At 68.3% G+C, this 20,676-nt stretch carries 19 protein-coding genes; 15 read left to right on the top strand and 4 right to left on the bottom strand.

The features are described 5' to 3' along the window. Positions 1–151: 151 nt before the first annotated feature. Together MHY30_RS02740 and MHY30_RS02735 are read right to left on the bottom strand one after the other, a co-directional pair. Positions 152–1,252, bottom strand: coding sequence for a BMP family protein (locus tag MHY30_RS02740; protein ID WP_239274972.1), 1,101 nt, complete (start codon positions 1,250–1,252; stop codon positions 152–154). A gap of 193 nt (positions 1,253–1,445) precedes the next feature. Continuing rightward, entirely contained in the window at positions 1,446–2,564 is a 1,119-nt protein-coding gene (locus tag MHY30_RS02735; RefSeq protein ID WP_239274971.1) for a mannose-1-phosphate guanylyltransferase, read from the bottom strand. Positions 2,565–2,780: 216 nt separating this feature from the next. Here MHY30_RS02735 and sdhC point away from each other — a divergent pair, with 216 nt between their 5' ends. The 7 genes from sdhC to trpS all read left to right on the top strand — a co-directional run bounded on the left by sdhC (position 2,781) and on the right by trpS (position 9,657). Continuing rightward, positions 2,781–3,215 carry a succinate dehydrogenase, cytochrome b556 subunit gene (gene sdhC, locus MHY30_RS02730; RefSeq protein ID WP_239274970.1) on the top strand — a complete coding sequence of 145 codons (435 nt, stop codon included), beginning with the start codon at positions 2,781–2,783 and terminating at the stop codon, positions 3,213–3,215. Beyond that, entirely contained in the window at positions 3,215–3,670 is a 456-nt protein-coding gene (locus tag MHY30_RS02725; RefSeq protein ID WP_239274969.1) for a succinate dehydrogenase hydrophobic membrane anchor subunit, read from the top strand. The genes sdhC and MHY30_RS02725 overlap by 1 nt, the downstream gene beginning before the upstream one ends. A gap of 47 nt (positions 3,671–3,717) precedes the next feature. Further along, complete coding sequence (gene sdhA, locus MHY30_RS02720; protein WP_239274968.1) at positions 3,718–5,547, top strand: succinate dehydrogenase flavoprotein subunit; 1,830 nt, start codon at positions 3,718–3,720, stop codon at positions 5,545–5,547. A 1-nt stretch (position 5,548) separates the two neighbouring features. Further along, positions 5,549–6,331, top strand: a complete 783-nt coding sequence (locus MHY30_RS02715) for a succinate dehydrogenase iron-sulfur subunit (protein ID WP_239274967.1) — start codon at positions 5,549–5,551, stop codon at positions 6,329–6,331. Positions 6,332–6,485: 154 nt separating this feature from the next. Then, positions 6,486–7,685, top strand: coding sequence for a YihY/virulence factor BrkB family protein (locus MHY30_RS02710; RefSeq protein WP_239274966.1), 1,200 nt, complete (start codon positions 6,486–6,488; stop codon positions 7,683–7,685). 72 nt (positions 7,686–7,757) lie between these two features. After that, the gene (locus MHY30_RS02705; protein WP_239274965.1) at positions 7,758–8,606 is read left to right on the top strand and encodes an exodeoxyribonuclease III; all 849 of its coding nucleotides are present in this window, start codon (positions 7,758–7,760) and stop codon (positions 8,604–8,606) included. Positions 8,607–8,652: 46 nt separating this feature from the next. Next, entirely contained in the window at positions 8,653–9,657 is a 1,005-nt protein-coding gene (gene trpS, locus MHY30_RS02700) for a tryptophan--tRNA ligase (protein WP_308192642.1), read from the top strand. A 261-nt stretch (positions 9,658–9,918) separates the two neighbouring features. On the opposite strand, the gene MHY30_RS02695 is transcribed toward trpS, so the two are convergent. After that, positions 9,919–10,794: a type IV toxin-antitoxin system AbiEi family antitoxin domain-containing protein gene (locus MHY30_RS02695; protein ID WP_239274964.1), complete on the bottom strand. Its 876-nt coding sequence runs from the start codon at positions 10,792–10,794 to the stop codon at positions 9,919–9,921. A gap of 193 nt (positions 10,795–10,987) precedes the next feature. On the opposite strand from MHY30_RS02695, the gene MHY30_RS02690 reads away from it, so the two are divergent. From MHY30_RS02690 to MHY30_RS02655, 8 genes are all read left to right on the top strand, one after another. Further along, on the top strand, positions 10,988–11,551 hold the full coding sequence (locus tag MHY30_RS02690) for a GNAT family N-acetyltransferase (protein WP_239274963.1): 564 nt from the start codon (positions 10,988–10,990) through the stop codon (positions 11,549–11,551). Positions 11,552–11,689: 138 nt separating this feature from the next. Beyond that, entirely contained in the window at positions 11,690–12,553 is an 864-nt protein-coding gene (locus tag MHY30_RS02685) for an Fpg/Nei family DNA glycosylase (RefSeq protein WP_239274962.1), read from the top strand. Between the two features lie 273 nt (positions 12,554–12,826). After that, positions 12,827–13,858, top strand: a complete 1,032-nt coding sequence (ribD, locus tag MHY30_RS02680) for a bifunctional diaminohydroxyphosphoribosylaminopyrimidine deaminase/5-amino-6-(5-phosphoribosylamino)uracil reductase RibD (RefSeq protein ID WP_239274961.1) — start codon at positions 12,827–12,829, stop codon at positions 13,856–13,858. Continuing rightward, a complete protein-coding gene (locus MHY30_RS02675) occupies positions 13,858–14,514 on the top strand; it encodes a riboflavin synthase (protein WP_239274960.1) in 657 nt (218 codons plus the stop codon). Before ribD ends, MHY30_RS02675 begins: the two co-directional genes overlap by 1 nt. After that, complete coding sequence (ribA, locus tag MHY30_RS02670) at positions 14,511–15,779, top strand: GTP cyclohydrolase II (RefSeq protein WP_239274959.1); 1,269 nt, start codon at positions 14,511–14,513, stop codon at positions 15,777–15,779. Before MHY30_RS02675 ends, ribA begins: the two co-directional genes overlap by 4 nt. Continuing rightward, positions 15,779–16,252 (top strand): 6,7-dimethyl-8-ribityllumazine synthase, encoded by a 474-nt coding sequence (gene ribH, locus MHY30_RS02665; protein ID WP_239274958.1) that lies wholly within the window; start codon positions 15,779–15,781, stop codon positions 16,250–16,252. Before ribA ends, ribH begins: the two co-directional genes overlap by 1 nt. A 78-nt stretch (positions 16,253–16,330) precedes the next feature. Continuing rightward, positions 16,331–16,684 (top strand): Fe-S protein, encoded by a 354-nt coding sequence (locus MHY30_RS02660; protein WP_239274957.1) that lies wholly within the window; start codon positions 16,331–16,333, stop codon positions 16,682–16,684. A gap of 168 nt (positions 16,685–16,852) precedes the next feature. Further along, entirely contained in the window at positions 16,853–18,304 is a 1,452-nt protein-coding gene (locus MHY30_RS02655; RefSeq protein ID WP_239274956.1) for an MFS transporter, read from the top strand. A gap of 65 nt (positions 18,305–18,369) precedes the next feature. Here MHY30_RS02655 and MHY30_RS02650 read toward each other — a convergent pair whose 3' ends face one another. Then, the gene (locus tag MHY30_RS02650) at positions 18,370–20,463 is read right to left on the bottom strand and encodes an ETX/MTX2 family pore-forming toxin (RefSeq protein ID WP_239274955.1); all 2,094 of its coding nucleotides are present in this window, start codon (positions 20,461–20,463) and stop codon (positions 18,370–18,372) included. Positions 20,464–20,676: the final 213 nt, after the last annotated feature.

Raw genomic sequence — 20,676 nt, 5'->3', positions numbered from 1 at the left:
CCGATCCTAAGTTCTGTGGCACCGCACGCGGAGGTGCAGAGGGAAGGACGCCCCTCGTGAGGACGTCCGGTCCGGTACCGCGGGCGCCGCTGCGGCCCATAAGGGAGGGGAGGCCGGCACGGAGCCGGCCTCCCCCAGGAGCGTGCAGCTATCAGCCGGCGAGGTAGGACTCGACGGTGATGGCGCCGCTGATGATGTCGGCCTTGAGGGCGTCGACCTTCTCGGTCAGTTCCGCGGGGACGCGGTCGGACCAGTCGTGGTGCGGAGCCAGGCCCACACCGTCGTTCTCGAGCGTGCCCACAAACGGCGAGGCGTCGAACTCGCCGTTGCCGGCGGCAACGATGGCGTCCTTCGTGCCCACATCGATGCCCTTGAGGATCGAGGTCAGCAGCAGCTCTCCGACCGAGGGGTCGGTCTCGTACACATCGGCGTCGACGCCGACGAGGGCGATCTCGCGACCGGCGTCCTGGATGGCGACAGCGGCCGACTGGTAGATCGGGCCACCGACGGGCAGAAGCACGTCGACGTTCTGGTCGATGATCGCCTGCGCGGTCTGGCGGGCGGTGTCGTTGGCCTCGAAGCCACCGGTGAAGGAGCCGTCCTGGGCGGCGCGGTCCCAGCCGACGACGCGCACGGAGGTGCCGTTGTCGGCGTTGTACTTCTCGACGCCCTGGGCGAAGCCGTCCATGAAGATCGTGACGGTCGGGATGTTGATGCCACCGAAGGTGCCGACGACACCGGTCTTGGAGACACCCGCGGCGAGGTAGCCCGCGAGGTACGCGGCCTGGGCGGTGTCGAAGATGATCGGCTTGATGTTCTCGGCGTCCGTCGTGCCGTCGAAGTCCTGGTCGACGGTGTCGTCGATGGAGACGTACTGCATGTCGGGGTTGGCCTTGGCCGACTCGAGCGCAGCCGGCGCCAGGAGGAAGCCGACCGTCACGATCGTGCTGCAGCCCTGGTCGACGAGGCTCTGGAGGTTGGAGGCGTAGTCGGTCTCGGACTGCGACTCGACCTCGATGGGGTCCTGCGAGCCGAGCTCGGCGGCCGCCGCGTCGACGCCCTCCTTGCCGAGCTGGTTGAACGACTTGTCGTCGAATCCACCGGCATCCGACACCATGCAGGGCAGGTAGTCGCTGGCGCCGGCACCGGCAGACGCACCGTTGCTCTCGGGCGCGGCACCGCAGCCGGCGAGAAGCACGGCCGTGCCGATCATCGCGAGGCCGCTGACGACGGCCTTCTTCGTGGTCTTCACGAATGGTCCTCCAAGAAGGGGCCCCCAACGGGTTCGGGGGACGATGGAGTCACGTTACCCACTGTGACGAATCGCTTGCGCACCGCAGACCCCGCCGCGCCGCAATGGTTACAAAGACGCAATCTCGCGTCACGCGCGCGCCACACGCCCGCCCACAGAAGAGACCGGATGCCACGATGCGCGGCATCCGGTGTCAGAGGACGTCGCCGCGCCCCGTGAGCTTCAGCGCGTCGACGACGCCCTTGACGCGCTGGGCGTTCTCACTCGTGGTGACCAGAAGAGCGTCGGGGGTGTCGACCACGACGATGTCGCGGACGCCGATGAGGCTGATGACGCGTTTGGTCTGCGTCACGACGATCCCGCTAGAGGCATCGGCGAGCACGCGCGCACCCTCGCCGAGGATGGCGAGCTCGTTCCGCCCCCCGGAGGAGTTTAGCTTGGAGAGGCTGGCGAAGTCGCCCACGTCGTCCCAGTCGAAGTGGCCGGGGATGACCGCGAGACGCCCCTTCTCGGCAGCGGGTTCCGCCACCGAGTAGTCGATGGCGATCTTCTTCAGCTCCGGCCAGATGCGATCCACCGCGGGACCGCGGCGGTCGCGATCGTCCCACGCCTCCGCCAGTTCGACGAGGCCGGCGTGGAGCTCGGGCTCATTCACGGCGAGCTCTGCCAGCAGCACATCGGCCCGCGTGATGAACATGCCCGCGTTCCACAGGTAGGAGCGGTCGGCGAAGTACTCCTTGGCGGTGTCGAGGTCGGGCTTCTCGACGAAGCGCTCCACCATGTACGCCTCGGGCGCGCCGTCGACGATCAGTTCGTCGGACTGCTTGATGTAGCCGAATCCGACGGAGGGCTCGCTCGGCTGGATGCCGATGGTGCAGATGTAGCCCGCTCGCGCGACCGCAACGGCCTGTCGCACGGCGAAGTCGAACTGACGGGTCTGGCGGATGACGTGATCCGCGGCGAACGAGCCGATGATGACGTCGGGCTCGCGGCGGACGAGGATCGCGGCGGCCAGACCGATCGCTGCCGACGAATCGCGCGGCTCGGACTCCAGGAAGACGTTGTGATCGGGGACGCCCGGAAGCTCGCGCTCCACGGCGGCGCGGTGCGCCCGCCCGGTGACCACGGCGATGCGGCCGGAGCCGGACAGCGGCTCGAGCCGATCCCAGGTGTCACGGAGGAGGGTCTGGCCGGATCCCGTGAGGTCGTGGAGGAACTTCGGGGCGTCCGCGCGCGAGAGAGGCCAGAGGCGGCTGCCGATCCCACCGGCGGGGATAACGGCGTAGAAGTCGTCGATAGCAGGTTCGGCCATGGGACAGACCTTATCGGCAGCGTTCGACTCGGCCGTTACGTTCAGATTGCCGGACGGGACCGCGGGCCGACCGACGAAACTATCTCGACATCGAGAGAGTGTTAGGCAACCCTCATCCCCCGGCTTCATAGCCCAGACGTAGTATTCACTAGCGCCCGTGTGACGCCTGGAGCCCTTTTCCGGCTCCCACACCGTGTTCGATCAGGGAGGACGACCGTGTCAGCACCAGCACGTGCCACGCCGTCGGTGAAAGAGACGACCTCGCGGGTGCCGCGCGGAACGCTCTACCGCGGCCGAGAGGGAATGTGGTCGTGGGTTCTGCACCGCATCACCGGTGTGGCGATCTTCTTCTTCCTGCTCGTCCACATTCTCGACACCGCGCTCATCCGCGTTTCCCCCGAGGCGTACGACGCCGTCATCGGCACGTACAAGAACCCGATCATGGGTCTGGGCGAGGTCGCCCTCGTCGGAGCCATCGTGTACCACGCGTACAACGGCCTCCGCATCATCCTGGTCGACTTCTGGCCCTGGGCCACGCGTCATCAGCGCCAGCTGTGGTGGGGCGTTCTCGGTCTGTGGGTCGTCACGATGCTCGGCTTCACCCCGCGTCACCTGATCAATGTCTTCGCCGCCGTCGGAGGGGGTCACTGATGTCCGTCGCACAGGAAACCAGCACGATTCCCGCCCCGCGCACGCCCGCCGTCCGCAAGAAGGGCGCCAACCTCGAGAAGTGGGGATGGATCTACATGCGCGCCTCAGGTGTGCTGCTGATCGTCCTCATCTTCGGCCACCTGTTCGTCAACCTCATGACGGGCGACGGCATCCACCAGATCGACTTCGCGTTCGTCGCGGGCAAGCTCGCCTCCCCGTTCTGGCAGTGGTGGGACGTGCTGATGCTGTGGCTCGCCCTCATCCACGGCGCGAACGGCATGCGCACGATCGTCAACGACTACGTCACCAACGCGCAGGTGCGGCGCATCCTGGTCGGCGCGCTCTGGCTGTCGGCCGCGTTCCTGATCCTGCTCGGCACGCTCGTGGTCTTCACCTTCGACCCCTGCCTCGGCGTGACCGAGAGCAGCTCCCTCTGGGAGATCTGCCAGGCGTAAGCCACGGCATCCTCCTTCCCGACTGAGACAGCAGAGGCATTGCACACGTGAGCACTCAGAACAGCGCGGACACGATCGTCAAGGACGGCGTGCACTACCACCAGTTCGACATCGTGATCGTCGGGGCCGGCGGCGCCGGCATGCGCGCGGCGATCGAGGCCGGCCCGGGTGCCAAGACCGCGGTCATCTCGAAGCTGTACCCCACCCGGTCCCACACCGGCGCAGCTCAGGGCGGCATGGCCGCGGCCCTGGCCAACGTCGAAGAGGACTCGTGGGAGTGGCACACCTTCGACACGATCAAGGGTGGCGACTACCTCGTCGACCAGGATGCCGCCGAGATCCTCGCGAAAGAGGCCATCGACGCTGTCATCGACCTCGAGAACATGGGCCTGCCGTTCAACCGCACGCCCGACGGGAAGATCGATCAGCGTCGGTTCGGCGGGCACACCGCGGACCACGGCAAGACCCCCGTGCGTCGCGCCTGCTACGCCGCCGACCGCACGGGTCACATGATCCTGCAGACGCTGTTCCAGAACTGCGTGAAGCTGGGCATCAACTTCTTCAACGAGTTCTACGTGCTCGACCTGATCACGGTGAAGGATGACGCCGGCAAGACCCAGGTCGCCGGTGTGGTGGCCTACGAGCTGTCCACGGGCGATCTGCACGTGTTCCAGTCGAAGGCGGTCGTATTCGCCACCGGCGGCTTCGGCAAGATCTTCAAGACGACCTCGAACGCGCACACGCTGACCGGCGACGGCGTCGGCATCGTCTGGCGCAAGGGCCTGCCGCTGGAGGACATGGAGTTCTTCCAGTTCCACCCGACCGGGCTGGCGGGTCTCGGCATCCTGCTGACGGAGGGTGCGCGCGGCGAGGGAGCGATCCTGCGCAACGCGAGCGGTGAGCGCTTCATGGAGCGCTACGCCCCGACCATCAAGGACCTCGCTCCCCGTGACATCGTCGCGCGATGCATGGTGCAGGAGGTCGCGGAGGGCCGCGGCGCCGGTCCGCACCGCGACTACGTCCTGCTGGACTGCACGCACCTGGGCGCTGAGGTCCTCGAGACCAAGCTCCCCGACATCACCGAGTTCGCCCGCACCTACCTCGGTGTCGACCCGGTGGTCGAGCCGGTGCCGGTGATGCCGACCGCGCACTACGCCATGGGCGGCATCCCGACCAACATCAAGGCCGAGGTGCTCGCCGACAATGAGACGGTGGTCCCTGGCCTCTACGCCGCGGGCGAGTGCGCCTGCGTCTCGGTGCACGGCTCGAACCGCCTCGGCACCAACTCGCTTCTGGACATCAACGTGTTCGGAAAGCGCGCGGGCCGCAACGCGGTCGAATACGTCCAGACGGCCGACTTCGTGCCGCTGCCCGAGGACCCCGCCAAGGAGGTCCGCGAGATGATCGAGGGGCTGCGCGCCAACTCCGGCACCGAGCGCATCGCGGTGCTCCGCAAGACGCTGCAGGACGAAATGGACAAGGGTGCGCAGGTGTTCCGCACGCGCGACTCGCTCGCCGAGGTCCTCGACATCATCGCCGACCTGCGCGAGCGCTACAAGAACGTCCACGTCGACGACAAGGGCAAGCGGTACAACACCGACCTGCTCGAAGCGGTCGAGCTCGGGTTCCTCCTCGACCTCGCCGAGGTCGTCGTCTACTCCGCGCAGAACCGCGAGGAGAGCCGCGGGGGTCACATGCGCGACGACTTCCCCACGCGCGACGACGAGAAATACATGCAGCACACCATGGCGTATCTGACGGGCGATCCCCACTCGTCCCACCCCGCCGACCACATCGAGCTCGGGTGGAAGCCCGTGGTCTTCACGAAGAACGACGCCGGCGAGTTGCGCTACCCGCCCCTGGAGAGGAAGTACTGAGATGGCATCCACCGTCATCGACACCGTCGACACCTCGGACGAGATCGAGCAGTCCCCCGCGGACACCGGCATCCAGTCGTTCCTGGTGACGTTCAACATCCGTCGCTTCGACCCCGAAGTCGACGACGAGCCGCGCTGGGTCGACTACGACGTGGAGCTGTACTCCACCGACCGTGTTCTCGACGCTCTGCACAAGATCAAGTGGGAGGTCGACGGCTCGCTGGCCTTCCGCCGCTCGTGCGCGCACGGCATCTGCGGATCGGATGCCATGCGCATCAACGGCCGCAACCGACTGGCGTGCAAGACGCTGATCAAGGACCTCGACATCTCGCAGCCGATCTACGTCGAGGCCATCAAGGGTCTGCCGCTCGAGAAGGACCTCATCGTCGACATGGAGCCGTTCTTCGCCTCCTATCGCGAGGTGCAGCCGTTCCTCATCTCGAGCAGCACGCCCGAGCCCGGCAAGGAGCGCATCCAGTCGATCGTCGACCGCGAGGTCTTCGACGACACCACCAAGTGCATCCTGTGCGCGGCGTGCACTTCTTCGTGCCCCGTGTTCTGGACGGACGGCCAGTACTTCGGCCCCGCCGCCATCGTCAACGCGCACCGCTTCATCTTCGACTCGCGTGACGACGCGGGCGATGTGCGTCTGGACATCCTCAACGACAAGGAAGGCGTGTGGCGCTGCCGCACGACCTTCAACTGCACCGAGGCGTGCCCGCGCGGCATCGAGGTCACCAAGGCCATCGCCGAGGTCAAGCAGGCGGTCCTCCGCGGCCGCTGATCTGCCCTTCGAACGGCGGGTGCGCTCCGGCGCCCCGCCGTTCGGCGTTTTCGGGGTGGATGCCGTGCGGCGGGCCCCGTCCCGGATGCGAGGCCGTGCGGGGCGAGCGGCCCCGGACCCCGGGGGCCTGGCATCCATTCATTAGGCTCGAAGGGTGACCGACAGCCGCCGCGACCCTCGACCGCTGCCCGGCGCGGAGACCGAGGAACTGTCGCTGCGCGACCGCCTCGAGGCCGCCCAGTCGGCCGTGCGCGAGCGGCTGGACCAGCCGATGGCACGCGCCGCCAAGATCGCTCAGGTTTTCCCCGTGCGGGTGTGGCGGCATTTCCTCCGACACAACGGATTCCTGCTCGCCGCGGGCATGAGCTACCAGGGCCTGTTCGCGATGTTCTCGGCGTTGTACCTCGCGTTCGCGGGGGTCGGCATCTGGTTGGGCGGCAGCAAGACCGCCATCGACGGGCTGATCCGCATCGTCAACGGGTACATCCCGGGCATCATCAGCGCGAACGGCCTGGTGAAGCCGGAGCAGGTCGAAGCGGTCGCGCAGGAGAGCGGCAAGCTGCTCGGGCTGACCGGTGGAGTCGCCGGCGTCGTCGTCATCTGGACCACCATCGGGTTCGTCACCTTCACGCGCCGTGCCGTGCGCGACACGTTCGGTTTGCCCTTCGACCTGCGCAACTACCTTCTTCTGAAGGCGCGTGACTTCGTCGCGTCACTCCTGTTCGGTGTGGCGCTGCTCGTCGGTGCACTGCTCGGGTCGATCACGACCGGCGCTGTCGACCTCGTGCTCGGGTGGATCGGCTGGACGCGCGAAACCGCGTGGTGGTCGGTGGGCGCCCGGGGCGTCTCCCTCCTGGTGGCGTTCGGCGTCAACACCCTCGCCCTGGCCTCGCTCTTCCGCTTCCTCACGGGCACGGCCCTCACATGGCGGCGCACCTGGCCGGGGGCGCTGGTGGGTTCTGCGGGTCTCGTGCTGCTCCAGGTCGCGGCGGGCTTCCTGTTCGTCTACACGCCCTCCAACCCTCTGCTAGCAACCTTCACCGTGCTGATCGGTTTCCTGCTGTGGTTCCGGCTCGTGGGCATCGTCATCCTGGTCTCGGCCGCGTGGATCGCCGTGGCCGCCGCCGATCGGGACATGCCGCTGCGTTCGCCCGAGGATCGCCGGGCAATGGAGCAGACGGCGCTCGTCATCGCCGCTCAGGTGGCGGTGCGCGAGGCCGAAGAGCGCGCGGCCCGGGCCCAGTGGCCGCGGCGGTGGGCGGCGAACCGTCGCGTGCGCGGAGCGCGGGCTCACCTCGCCCGCCTCGAGGCGGAGCTGCCAGCGCCGCGCCGGTCGACGCTCCTGTTCGACTGAGCGCCGCCCGCGGTCGGCGGCGAACCGTGGACGGGCCGGCCCCGTGTCGGAGGGCCCGGTTACGCTCGACGGGTGGCTCGTTCCGTACGCATCGTCTCCGTCAACGTCAATGGCATCCGTGCCGCCGTCCGCAAAGGAATGACCGAGTGGCTCGACGCTTCGGGCGCCGATATCCTCGCCCTGCAAGAGGTGCGGGCGACCGCCGATCAGCTGGCCGAAGCCCTCCCCGGATGGCAGATCGTCAACGACGAGGCGCTGCAGAAGGGTCGTGCGGGCGTCGCGATCGTGAGCCGCCTTCCCGGTGTCGAGACGCGCACGCACCTCGGCCCGGAGCCGCTCGACGCCTCGGGGCGCTGGATCGAGACCGACTTCGACATCGACGGCGAGACCCTGACGGTGGTGAGCGCCTACGTGCACAGCGGTGAGGTCGACACCCCCAAGCAAGACGCGAAGTGGCTTTTCCTGGATGCCATGGAGCGGCGCCTGGGCGAACTCGGTGCCGCGCAGCCGCTCGCGGTCGTCATGGGCGACCTCAACGTCGGACACCGTGAGCTGGACATCAAGAACTGGAAGGGCAATCGCAAGAACGCGGGCTTCCTCCCCCGCGAGCGCGCGTACTTCGACCGCTTCTTCGGACCCGCGGGCGAACAGGTCGAGGGAGCGGACGGCTCGACCGGACCCGGGCTGGGGTGGGTCGACGTCGGCCGGCGCCACGCGGGCGAGGTCGAGGGGCCGTACACCTGGTGGTCGATGCGCGGGAAGGCCTTCGACAACGACTCGGGCTGGCGCATCGACTATCACGTCGTGACGCCGTCTCTCGCGGAGCGCGTGACCGACTACCGCGTCGACCGGGCGCCGTCGTACGACACCCGATGGAGCGACCATGCCCCGGTGATCGCGGACTACACGCTGGGCACCTGAAGCCGGACGCGCGGTCGAGATCCTGACAGCGGCCTAGGATCGTACGGTGACCCAGCAGCGCCTCTACTCCGGAATGCAGCCCTCCGCCGACAGCCTCCAGATCGGCAACTACATCGGGGCTCTCCTCCAGTGGCGCGAGCTGCAGGACCAGTACGACGCCTACTTCTCGGTCGTCGACCTCCACGCCCTGACGCAGCCCGGCGACCCCGCGGAGCGCCGCGAGAAGACGCGCCGCACGGCGGCGCAGTACATCGCCGCGGGCATCGAGCCGTCGCGATCGACGCTGTACGTGCAGTCCCACGTGCCCGCGCACGCCGAGCTGCAGTGGGTGCTGTCGACCCTGACGGGCTTCGGCGAGGCCGGCCGCATGACGCAGTTCAAGGACAAGTCCGCCCGATACGGGACGGATGCCACGAACGTCGGCCTCTTCACCTACCCGGTGCTGATGGCCGCCGACATTCTGCTGTACCAGACCGATGTCGTGCCCGTGGGCGACGACCAGAAGCAGCACATCGAGCTCACCCGCGACCTTGCGGAGCGGTTCAACCAGCGATTCGGCGAGACCTTCGCGGTCCCGAAGCCGATGATCCAGCGCGAGACGGCACGCATCTACGACCTCCAGAACCCCACGTCGAAGATGTCGAAGTCGGCCGAGTCCGACGCGGGCGTGCTGTGGATGCTCGACGAACCGAAGGTCAGCGCGAAGAAGATCATGCGCGCGGTCACCGACTCCGAAGGAGCCGTGCGCTTCGACCGCGATGAGAAGCCGGGCGTCTCGAACCTGCTCGTGATCTACTCGGCCCTGACGGGCCGCGAAATCACCGCGATCGAGGACGAGTACGCCGGCCGCGGATACGGCGACTTCAAGAAGGGCCTGGCCGAGGTCGTCGTGTCGGAGTTCGAGCCCGTGCGGGCGCGCGCCCTCGAGTTGCTCGACGACCCTGCCGAGCTCGACCGCGTGCTGGCATCGAACGCCGAGCGGGCGGCATCCGTCGCCGAGAAGACCCTCGCCGACGTCTACGACCGGATCGGCCTCCTGCGCCGCGGCTGAGTCGGCGCGGCCGCCACGCGCCCCGGCACCACGCGCAGCGGGTGCCACGCGCCCCGGGTGCCACGCGCAGCGGGTGCCACGCGCCCCGCGCCACGCGCCGGGCACAACTCCTGCAGTTTCCCGCGTAGGCGCGGGCAGCCCGCCCGGTGGGGCGACGATTGCCGGAGTTGCGCAGGGGTCGCCTGGCGCCCGCCGCCCGACGTGCCGGCATCCACACGAGGGCTGCCCGCACAACTCCTGCCCAGACCCGCCTGACCCGTCTCAGCGGGCAGGGCGGGCGATCGCACAGGACTTGTGCGCGTCGACGAGCGGCAATGAACCTTGGCGGCGCCGACGCGGCCCCTTGATCACCCCGGCGAGCGCGCCACGCACCACGTCCGGGCTGTAGAGAATTTCTTCGGCGACAAGGCGCACGGTGAGGTACCCCTGAGCCGCTGCCGCTCGGTCGCGGCGTCGGTCACTCAGCTGCGCCTCCCAGGACGAGTGATGTGCGCGACTGTCACACTCGACGATGAGCCACCCGTCGACGAGGAAGTCGACCCGGCCGACCCCGCGGATACGCACCTGTGTCTCGTATCGCGCGCCGAGAGCGCGCAGCATGAGTCGGACGAACGTCTCCGGCCCGGACTCGGCCGACCCGTCCACGAGACACCGAAGGCGGCGGTAGCGGCGCGGCAGCCTGTCGAAGATGGCATCCACCTCTCCGTCGGAAATGAGCCGTAGGCACAGCGCACTGTCCACCGAAGCGATTCCCGCGCGAGGCCCCTGGCACACCACCGCTTGCGCCAGCGCTTCGATGAGATCCGCGTGGAGGTCGCCGGGGCCGGACACACTCGAACGCCAGTGAGGAACGACCGAGGGAGGCCGGTCGGGCAGTCTGCTCGCTTCGCGATCGAACTGCACGTGCAGGTGCTCGGAATGCAGAACGAAGACGCCGAGAAGGGACAGCAGGGACACACAATCCAGACGCCCGCCCAGACTGCCGGCATCCTGCACCGTGGCGTCGGTGGTGGCGTCGACGTACCTCCCGCGCCGGAGACGAACCAAGGAGCCGCTTCGCACAGCGCGGTCGATGCGGTGGCGCGTCCAGCCCTCCTCGCGGAGCTCACGGTAGGTGCGGAATGCAGGGCTCGTCATGCTCCTCACCGTGCACGCCGACGCGGGCACTCGATCACCGTCGGAGACGCTCCCGGGGAGGGATGCCGCGATCTGCCCGCTGGGGAGGAGCCTTGCGACGCGACATGACTCCGGCGGAACGTCACCGCCATGGCATCCCCCTGCCGCACACCGACGGATCGCAGGAGTTGCGCTCGGTCGGTAGCGTGGCCGGATGGAACCCGACCACCTGCAGACGGCCCGGCTGGAACTCTCGGCCCCGACGACGGCCGATGTCGCGGCGATCCACGCGGCATGTCAGGATGCCGAGATCCAGCGGTACACCACGGTGCCGTCTCCGTACCTCCGCGAGGACGCCGAGCACTTCATCGAGCTGACCGCCGCGTGGTGGGCGGACGGCACACAGCCGACCTGGGCAATCCGTTACGACGGTCGACTCGCCGGGATGATCGGGCTGGCCAAGATCGACACCGGTGCGCCCGAGGTCGGCTACTGGATCGCGCGCGACGCGCGTCGGCAGAACATCGCCGTCGAGGCGGCGACCGCCGTGATCGACTGGGCCTTCGCGGACGACCGGCCCGCCGTCGAGCGTGTCGAATGGCGCGCGGTGGTCGGCAACATCGGTTCCGCCCGGATCGCTCGGCGACTCGGGTTCCGGTACGAGGGGCTGCTGCGGCAAGCCCACCTCAACAGCCTCGGCCGCGCCGACCTGTGGATCGGCGGCCTGCTCCGTCAGGACGACCGGACACCGCAGGAGTGGCCGCTCCCCCTGGGCTGACCGCCGCACAACTCCGGCAGAACCCGCCCACGCCCGGCATCCATCTCCCGGCTAACCCACCCCCGCCGGAGTCGTGCCGGCGCAGACAGGCGCGGCACGGGCCTGTCGGATGTCGGCGGTGGATGCCACGATGGGTCCATGCCGGAGATGCCCGAGGTCGAAGGACTCGTCGAGTTCCTGCGCGGACGCGTCGTGGGGTTGACGTTCACGAAGGCCACGGTCTCGGCCATCAACGCCCTCAAGACCTACGACCCACCGATCAGCGCGGTCGTGGGCACGAAGGTGACGGCGGTGGATCGTCACGGGAAGTTCCTCGATCTCGCCACCGACGCCGGCATGCACGTGGTGTTCCACCTCGCGAAGGCCGGATGGCTGCGGTGGTACGACGCGCTGCCGTCGACGCTCATCAAGCCGGGCAAGACGCCGATCGCGCTGCGCGTCGGCTTCGACGACGGGTCCGGGTTTGACCTCACCGAAGCGGGGACCAAGAAGTCGCTCGCGGTGTACGCCGTGCGGTCGCCCGCCGACGTGCCGGGGATCGCGCGCCTCGGTCCCGACCCGCTCGACGGCGCCCTGGACCGCGACGCGTTCGCCGCGCTGTTGGCCGCACGCCGCACGCTGATCAAGGGCGTGCTGCGCGACCAATCCATCATCGCCGGTGTCGGCAACGCGTACTCCGACGAGATCCTCCACGCCGCGAAGATGTCGCCGTACGCCCTCGCCGCGAACCTGTCCGATGCCGAGATTGACACGCTGTACGCGGCGATGATCTCGACGCTGACCGAGGCGATCGAGACCGCCCGGGGCAAGCCGCCGGCGGATTTGAAGGATGCCAAGCGGCGGGGCATGCGCGTGCACGGCCGACGCGGCGAAGCGTGCCCGGTGTGCGGCGGCGAGGTGCGCAGCGTCTTCTTCGCCGACAACTCCCTCGAGTACTGCCCCACGTGTCAGACGGGCGGCAAGGTCCTCGCCGACAGACGCCTGTCGCGCCTGCTCAAGTAGCACGGTTTCGCTCCGAGTCGGCGGGAATGAATCCGTGTCGGCGGTGTTGATTAGACTTCGACCAAGCAACACGTGCTCCGGGGTCGGTGAGAATCCGAACCGGCGGTGACAGTCCGCGAACCCTTCCGCTCCGGCGGTGGGGCCGATCCGGTGGAATTCCGGAACCGACGGTGATGAGGCGAGCGATCTCCTCTAGTCCGGATAGGAGGCAGCACGGTCGGCGCGCCGCGCCGCCCTGCCCTCTTCCCCGCGCACGACGGGAAGGACAGGGAAATGGCATCCGCCGCCGAGACAGACGCGATGCGCCGTGCGCTGCGTCTTGCGCGGAACGGTCCCCGCGGGCTCAACCCGCAGGTCGGCGCCGTGATCCTCTCCCCCTCGGGGGTCGTGCTCGCCGAAGGGTTCCACCGGGGCGCGGGCACGCCGCACGCCGAAGTCGACGCACTGTCGCAGCTGCGCCCCGGCGAGGCCCGCGGAACGACGGCCGTCGTCACGCTCGAACCGTGCAATCACACGGGGCGCACGGGGCCCTGCGCGGTGGCGCTGCTCGAAGCCGGGGTCGCCCGCGTCGTCTACGCCCTCGATGACCCGACGGATGCCGCCGCGGGCGGTGCCTCCCGTCTGCGGGCAGGTGGTGTCGACGTGGAGGCGGGCCTCGAGCGCGAGAGCGCCGAGGAGCTCATCCGCGACTGGGTCCACCTGCAGCGCACCGGTCGCCCGCGGGTGACGGTCAAGTGGGCGCAGAGCCTCGACGGCCGCGCGGCCGCCGCCGACGGGACCAGCCAGTGGATCACCGGTTCCGCAGCGCGTCGTGACGTGCACGTCCGCCGCGCCGCGGCCGACGCGATCCTGGCGGGCACCGGCACCGTTCTCGCCGATGATCCCGCCCTCACCGCCCGCGACGCCGACGGCACCCTCCTCGAGCAGCAGCCCGTGCCCGTCATCGTGGGTGAGACCGGGATTCCCGAGGATGCCGCCGTCCGCCGCCACCCGAAGACCCCGCTGTTCTTCGTCACCCACGATCTCGCGGCGGTGCTCGACGACCTCGGCACCCGCGGCATCCAGTCCGTCTTCGTCGAGGGCGGCCCCACCCTCGAGAGCGCGCTCCTGCGCGAGGGACTTGCGGACGAAGTGCTCGTGTACGTCGCCCCCGTCCTCCTCGGCGGTTCGCGTCTCGCGCTCGGCGAGCTCGGCGTGCCGAGCATCACCGCGGCACGGCGGCTCGAGGTGGCCTCCATCGACGTCCTCGGCGACGACATCCGCGTCGTCGCCCGTCCTGTCCACGACACCCAGGGAGAATCCTGATGTTCACCGGAATCGTCGAAGAGATCGGCGAGATCACCGCCGTCGAGCCGTCCGGAGACGGCGTGCGCGTGACCGTGAAGGCGCCGCTGTCGGTGTCGGATGCCGGCCACGGCGACTCGATCTCGGTCAGCGGCGTGTGCCTCACGGTCGTGGAGCGGGGCCCCGACTGGTTCACCGCCGACGTCATGAAGCAGACGCTCGACATGTCCACGCTCGCCGACGTCGCAGCCGGTCGCCCCGTCAACCTCGAGCGGGCCACCGCGGCGCACGGTCGCCTGGGCGGACACATCGTGCAGGGCCACATCGACGGCACCGGCGTCGTGCGCGAGGTGCGTCCCGGCGCGCAATGGAGCGTCGTGCGCGTCGGCATCCCCGCCGCCCTCGCCCCGCTCGTGGTCGACAAGGGGTCCATCGCGATCGACGGCGTCTCGCTCACCGTGAGCGCCGTGAGCGACGCCGCCGTCCCCGAGCCGTGGCTCGAGGTGTCGCTCATCCCCGAGACCCTCGAGGCCACGACCCTCGGCCGCGCCGAGGCGGGCACCCCCGTGAACCTCGAAACCGACATCCTGGCCCGGCACGTGCAGCGCCTGCTGGCCTTCCGCAGCACCGAGAACCCCGCGGCGCCCGCCGCATCGACCGAGAGGGGCTCCGCATGAGCCTGTCCACCATCCCCGAGGCCCTCGAGGCCCTGCGCGCCGGCCGACCCATCCTCGTCGCCGACGATGAGAATCGCGAGAACGAAGGCGATGTCGTCATCTCCGCGCAGCTGGCCACCCCCGAGTGGCTGGCCTGGACCGTCCGGTGGTCCAGCGGCTACGTCTGCGCCCCGATGCCGGCCGACTGGGCCGACCGCCTCGATCTGCCGCCGATGGTCGAGGTCAACCAGGACGCCCGCGGTACCGCCTACACGGTCAGCGTCGACGCCGCGGAGGGCGTCGGCACCGGGATCAGCGCCGCCGACCGCGCGCGCACGCTGAACGTCCTCGCCGACCCCGATGCGGTGCCCGCGAGCCTCATCCGCCCCGGGCACGTGCTGCCCTTGCGCGCGGTCGACGGCGGCGTGCGCGAGCGCGCCGGACACACCGAGGCTGCGGTCGACCTCATGCGTCTGGCCGGACTCGAGCCGGTCGGCGCGATCGCCGAGGTGGTGGCCGAGGACGGGAGCATGATGCGCCTGCCCGGCCTGATCGAGCTCGGCGAGCGCGACGGCGTGCCGGTCATCACGATCGAGCAGCTCATCGCCCACCTCGACGAGGTCGAGCCCCTGCAGGGCACGTCGGCGCCCCGCCGCCGCGTGAGCCTGCGTGCCGAGGCCAACGTCCCCACCTCGCACGGGACCTTCCGGTTCCTGGCGTACAAGGATCGCATCACCGGTACCGACCACATCGCCGTGGTCTCCGGCGACCTGACCGAGAAGGCCCCGCTCGTGCGCGTGCACTCGGAGTGCCTGACGGGCGAGGCGTTCGGTTCGCTCAAGTGCGAGTGCGGTCCTCAGCTGGATGCCGCGCTCGACACGATCGATCGCGACGGGGGCATCGTGATCTACATGCGCGGCCACGAGGGTCGCGGCATCGGCCTCATCAACAAGCTCCGCGCCTACAGCCTGCAGGAGCGCGGGTTCGACACCGTCGACGCCAACCTGGCTCTCGGACTCCCCGCCGACGCCCGCGACTACGCCGCCGCCGCCGGCATCCTCGCCGACCTCGGTGTGGAGCAGGTCCGCCTGCTGACGAACAACACCGACAAGGTCGCCCAGTTGCGCGGCTTCGGCCTCGACGTCGTCGAGCAGGTTCCTCTGCTCGTGGGCGTCGGACCCAACAACCACCAGTACCTCGAGACCAAGCGCGACCGCATGGGTCACGTCATCGACGAGGACGAACTGCGCGACGCGCTCGCGCACATGAAGGAAGGACTCTCCTGATGGCGGGAAGCGGAGCACCCGAGGCCGGCGGCATCGACGCGACGGGACTGAACGTCGTCGTCGTCGCGGGCACCTGGCACGAGGTCATCACCGACGGACTGATCGCCGGGGCGAAGCGCGTCCTGGATGCCACGGGCGCGACGTACCGTGTAGTGCGCGTGCCGGGCTCGTTCGAGCTGCCCGTGGCCGCTGTCGCGGCGTTCGAGGGCGGGGCCGACGCGGTCGTGGCTCTGGGCGTCATCATCCGGGGCGGTACCCCGCACTTCGAGTACGTGTCCTCGGCGGCGACGGACGGGCTCACCCGTGTCGCGATCGATGCCGGGAAGCCCGTGGGGTTCGGCGTTCTCACCCTCGACGACGAGCAACAGGGCCTGGACCGCGCCGGTCTCGAAGGATCCAAGGAAGACAAGGGAGCCGAGGCGGCCGATGCCGCCCTCCGTACCGCTCTCGTCCTGCGCGACCTGCGCGGGTGACGACGCCGGTGAGGCGCGCCACCGCGGTGAGGCGCGCCTTGCTGGCGCCGGCGGGGCGGCATCCCTAATCTGACGATCATGGAGATCCTGCGTCACGTCGTCGTCCTGGTCCACCTCGTCGGGTTCGCCGTCCTGTTCGGCGCGTGGGTTGTCGAGGCCGTGGCCCGCCGCGTCCAGGTGACGCGTCTGATGAGCTACGGCATGGTGATCGCCCTCGTCTCCGGGCTCGCTCTTGCGGCCCCGTGGGGGATCGATTACGACCTCAACTACGCCAAGATCGGCACGAAGCTCGTCGTTCTCATCATCATCGGCGCGCTGCTGGGCATCGGCTCGGCCCGCCAGAAGCGCACCGGGGCGGTGCCGCCCGTGCTGTTCTGGCTCGTAGGTCCGCTGACGCTCCTGAACGCTGCGCTCGCCGTCCTCTGGCGCTGATCGAGTCCGCCGCGTCCAGCGCCTAGACTGGAGGGTCTGGACCCTCACCCGGGTCCTCCCCGGTGACCCCCGCCGCGCGTCCGGACCCGCGCACCCCGCCTGTCCGATCCCGCGCCACCGCTGCGCCCCCACGACGGACGCGATGAATCGATCTCTCGTCAGGCAGTCATGACTTCCCCCTCCCCCACCGTCCGCTCGTCGTCGGCCCCCGCCAATCCGCGCTCGCGCGTCATCACCGCGAGCCTCATCGGCACCACGATCGAGTTCTACGACTTCTACGCGTACGCCACCGCGGCGGTCCTCGTCTTCCCGATCCTCTTCTTCCCGACGGGCAACGAGACCACCTCGCTCCTCCTGTCGTTCAGCGTCTTCGGTGCCGCCATGGTCGCGCGCCCCCTCGGCGCCGTCGTCTTCGGCCACTTCGGCGACCGATTCGGCCGCAAGGCCACCCTCGTGGCATCCCTGCTGACGATGGGGATCGCGACCTTCCTCATCGGATGCCTGCCCACCTACAACGACATCGGCGTGTGGGCCGCCGTCCTGCTTCTGATCATGCGTCTCGCGCAGGGCTTCGCCCTCGGCGGCGAATGGTCCGGAGCAGCGCTCGTCGCCACCGAGAACGCCCCCAAGGGAAAGCGCGCCTGGTACGGCACCTTCCCGCAGCTGGGCGCACCGATCGGCTTCATCATCGCCAACGGCATCTTCCTCGCCATCAACTTCGCGCTTCCCCACCCCGACGGCACCGCGCAACGCTCCGCGGAGTTCCTCGAGTGGGGCTGGCGCATCCCGTTCCTTTTCTCGGCCGTGATGGTGATCGTCGGGCTGTGGGTGCGCCTCAAGCTCGTCGAGAGCGACTCCTTCGCGAAGGCCGAGAAGAGCGGTGTGATCCGGAAGTTCCCGCTCGGCGAGGTCATCCGCCGCAACTGGGTGCAGCTGATCCTCGGCACGTTCATCATGCTCGCGACCTACGTGCTCTTCTACCTCATGACGAGCTTCACGCTGTCGTACGGCACCAAGCCGACGCTCGAGGGCGCGGCCGCCGCGGCGGAGACGGCGGGAACCGCCTTCGACGCGTCGACGTACGTTCCCGGTCTCGGATTCGGCTACACCGATTTCGTCATCATGCAGATCATCGGTGTGGTCTTCTTCGGCATCTTCACCATGCTGTCGGGTCCGATCGCCGACCGGATCGGCCGCAAGCGCCTGCTCATCGGGGTAACGATCGCGATCATCGTGTTCGGTCTGACGTTCGCGTTCTTCCTGCTGCCGCAGGCCGACCCCGCCCTGACGCGCGTGTACGTGCAGGCCTTCCTCATCCTCGGGTTCCTGCTCATGGGCTCCACGTTCGGCCCGATGGGCGCGGTGCTGCCCGAGCTGTTCCCGACGAACACCCGCTACACCGGCTCGGCGATCTCGTACAACGTCTCGTCGATCCTGGGTGCCGCGCTCGCCCCGATCGTGGCGGTGGCGCTGTGGGCCGCGGGCGACGGCAACCCGTGGCTCGTGGGCGCGTACCTGTCGGCGATGGGTGTGCTCACCCTCATCGCGCTCGTGCTCTCGCCCGAGACGAAGGACGTCGACTACGACGACAATCTCGCCGCGGGCGCCACCGCTCCCTAGCACATCGGCGACGGAGTACCCGGGTGCCACCGGCGCGAGGCCTGGTGACACCCGGGTGGCTTCACTTAATCTCTCCCCAGAATCACGGCTTCGTGGTTCCTGGACACCTCGATTCCACGAATGAGATCTGCCCTCACCGGAAGCCAGGCGGGCTGCCCATCGATGTTGAAGAATGCCTGGCCATCCATATCGATGAACCAGTTCACCGCGACTCTGCCGTCGGCAGTGGTGCCGCGTTGCAGGCGTGCGATGGGTGATTCCGAGGGGCTCGCGGGGAGCTCTCGCCCATCTGTGGTGTAGATCTTCTGGCCATCGCTGAAGATGGCGATCGGACCGCCCGACGCCGCAAGCGAGAACGCGACGATATTGGTCTGCGGCTGCGTTGACCAGGTCGAGAAATCCAACGTGTTGCGGTCGGCGCTGGCGGTGTATACGCGACCGCTCGTCGAGTGCACGAAAAGCACGGCTCGCCCGTCGACGGCGGTTCCCTGCAGATTCATCGGTTCCTCCCCCGCGGGCAGCGGCGGAAGAACGACGTTCTTTCCGTCAGCGCCTTGGAAGTGAATGCCGTCGGCAGCTCGATAGAGCAGGTCGGGACTCTGTTCCGATGCGACGATGGACGTAACCGATGAACCCGCGAGCTTCACCCAGGCGTAATTCCTGAACTGGTACACGGTCCCGTCGGAGCTCAAGACCGTAGGGATTGCGCTTTCCTCCGTGAACGAAGGATATGCAAGCTCGGCGACTCTGACACCGGCGGGGAGGGCGGGGTATGCGTTGTCTCGATAGTCCCACACGGTGCGACCGTCCGTGTAGATGATGGTGCCCGGCGATTGACTCGAGACTGCCATGGCCGTCACCTTGTATGGAGGAGCGGCGATCCACCCCGTGTCTCCGTTGCCGTGAACGGTGGCATTCCGGTAGAGACGACCGTCGGATGCAATGACGTACGATCCCCACGCCAACTGTCCCGGCGTGACTCCCATCTGAGCCGTGGCCACGTGGACCGGCATGAGTCCTGCCGGGAGGGCAGGGAGGTCGTAGGTCCCTGCCGCGTTAGCCAATGTCAGACGCGGCCCGTACACCGAGCCATCACACGGGATGATCTGGCGCATGGACTCGATCTCGGGCTCCTCGGCAGATCGCGCGGCTCCGTGCTCAGCCTGGCCCTCGGGTGCGCTCAAGCTGCGTTCGGATTCTGCCGCCCCCTCAGGGTCCAGCGGCACCACTGTTGGCGGCAGAGAAGAAGCGGCAGCGCCATCCAAAGACGTGATGGCGACATCCACCATCTGGTGAGTCGCCTTGTTCGTAGACCACTGCGCGCTTGACTTCAAGTTGAGGTGGTCACCCTCGACCGAAATACTGCTGGGGAAGAGAGCTCCGCGGCCCGGGTCGCGCTTCAGCGAAACGAGCTGCCCGATTGGAATGGAGACAGTTGTGCCGCATCTGGTGAGCTTCACATCTCCCTGGATTCGTCCCTCGACTCCGAGTTCGGCCGAATAGGTTCCTTGGTCTACCCACTGCGACACGGTCGCTACCGAGCGCGGAGGCACCTGGATCGGCTGCGAGGGGACCCTCATCGTGGTCGTACGGGTATCAGTCCACGTTTTGGAGTTTTTGAAACCGTATCCGACTTGCACCTCGACGCTGTACGACTGCTCAGCCTTCGCAATCTTGAAGTCCATTCCCACCGTCACGGATCTTCCGATCTTCAGGCTCGTATCGACAGAATGCTCAGACTGAGTGGTGACCGTCGCTGTAGTCGTCACATCGTCGGCGGTGGTGAAGAACGTCTGCGTTCTGTCGGTGGGATTACGCAAGATGCTCTTGTGATATCCCAGCGTGTCGGTCTTCTCGTAAGCGGGGTTGACGACCGTTATGTCCTGCACGTGCAGCTGAACTGCCGAGGTATCGATCTTGTAGCCATACAGCTCGGGGGCACTACGCAACGCGCCGGCCACACTGATCTCGTCAAAGGCGCCACTGTCGGCGTGCGCCGGCGCGGGTGGGGTAACCGCCAAAGGTACGAGCACTGCAGCGACAAGAGCACCGGTGGCGACGAAGGCACCGAATGCACGCAGCTTGCCGCTTGCACTTTCTTCCCGTGAACTGATGCACGATCGCCATCGCGGGTGTACGGACGGAGTGTGATTCTTCATTCCTTGTCCTTCAGGTAGTCGGCGCCCTCATCGTTGATGACGCCATGCGAGTGCTGCACAGTGTCTGTCGAATCGATTCGTTCCGCAGGCGACGCGAACGTCGCAACGGCCTGGGTGAAGCGGCGGCCTCGCGCGTCTCTGGGCTTACCGCGTCGCGCCAGGGCGGGTGGATGCGGCCACAGCGACCACGGTCGAGGTACGGTCGAGTCACCC

Origin of the sequence: Microbacterium sp. ACRRU (assembly GCF_022346945.1) — a bacterium.
GTDB lineage: Bacteria > Actinomycetota > Actinomycetes > Actinomycetales > Microbacteriaceae > Microbacterium > Microbacterium mcarthurae.
Note: the sequence above shows the minus strand (reverse complement) of the source record. Positions and strands in the feature narration are given on the sequence as shown.

Excerpts from the sequence above, each read along its gene's own strand:
- MHY30_RS02735 (WP_239274971.1), bottom strand. The coding sequence starts at position 2,564 with ATGGCCGAACCTGCTATCGACGACTTCTACGCCGTTATCCCCGCCGGT.
- MHY30_RS02725 (WP_239274969.1), top strand. The coding sequence starts at position 3,215 with ATGTCCGTCGCACAGGAAACCAGCACGATTCCCGCCCCGCGCACGCCC.
- MHY30_RS02715 (WP_239274967.1), top strand. The coding sequence starts at position 5,549 with ATGGCATCCACCGTCATCGACACCGTCGACACCTCGGACGAGATCGAG.
- MHY30_RS02695 (WP_239274964.1), bottom strand. The coding sequence starts at position 10,794 with ATGACGAGCCCTGCATTCCGCACCTACCGTGAGCTCCGCGAGGAGGGC.
- MHY30_RS02690 (WP_239274963.1), top strand. The coding sequence starts at position 10,988 with ATGGAACCCGACCACCTGCAGACGGCCCGGCTGGAACTCTCGGCCCCG.
- MHY30_RS02685 (WP_239274962.1), top strand. The coding sequence starts at position 11,690 with ATGCCGGAGATGCCCGAGGTCGAAGGACTCGTCGAGTTCCTGCGCGGA.
- ribD (WP_239274961.1), top strand. The coding sequence starts at position 12,827 with ATGGCATCCGCCGCCGAGACAGACGCGATGCGCCGTGCGCTGCGTCTT.
- MHY30_RS02675 (WP_239274960.1), top strand. The coding sequence starts at position 13,858 with ATGTTCACCGGAATCGTCGAAGAGATCGGCGAGATCACCGCCGTCGAG.
- ribA (WP_239274959.1), top strand. The coding sequence starts at position 14,511 with ATGAGCCTGTCCACCATCCCCGAGGCCCTCGAGGCCCTGCGCGCCGGC.
- ribH (WP_239274958.1), top strand. The coding sequence starts at position 15,779 with ATGGCGGGAAGCGGAGCACCCGAGGCCGGCGGCATCGACGCGACGGGA.
- MHY30_RS02660 (WP_239274957.1), top strand. The coding sequence starts at position 16,331 with ATGGAGATCCTGCGTCACGTCGTCGTCCTGGTCCACCTCGTCGGGTTC.
- MHY30_RS02655 (WP_239274956.1), top strand. The coding sequence starts at position 16,853 with ATGACTTCCCCCTCCCCCACCGTCCGCTCGTCGTCGGCCCCCGCCAAT.
- MHY30_RS02650 (WP_239274955.1), bottom strand. The coding sequence starts at position 20,463 with ATGAAGAATCACACTCCGTCCGTACACCCGCGATGGCGATCGTGCATC.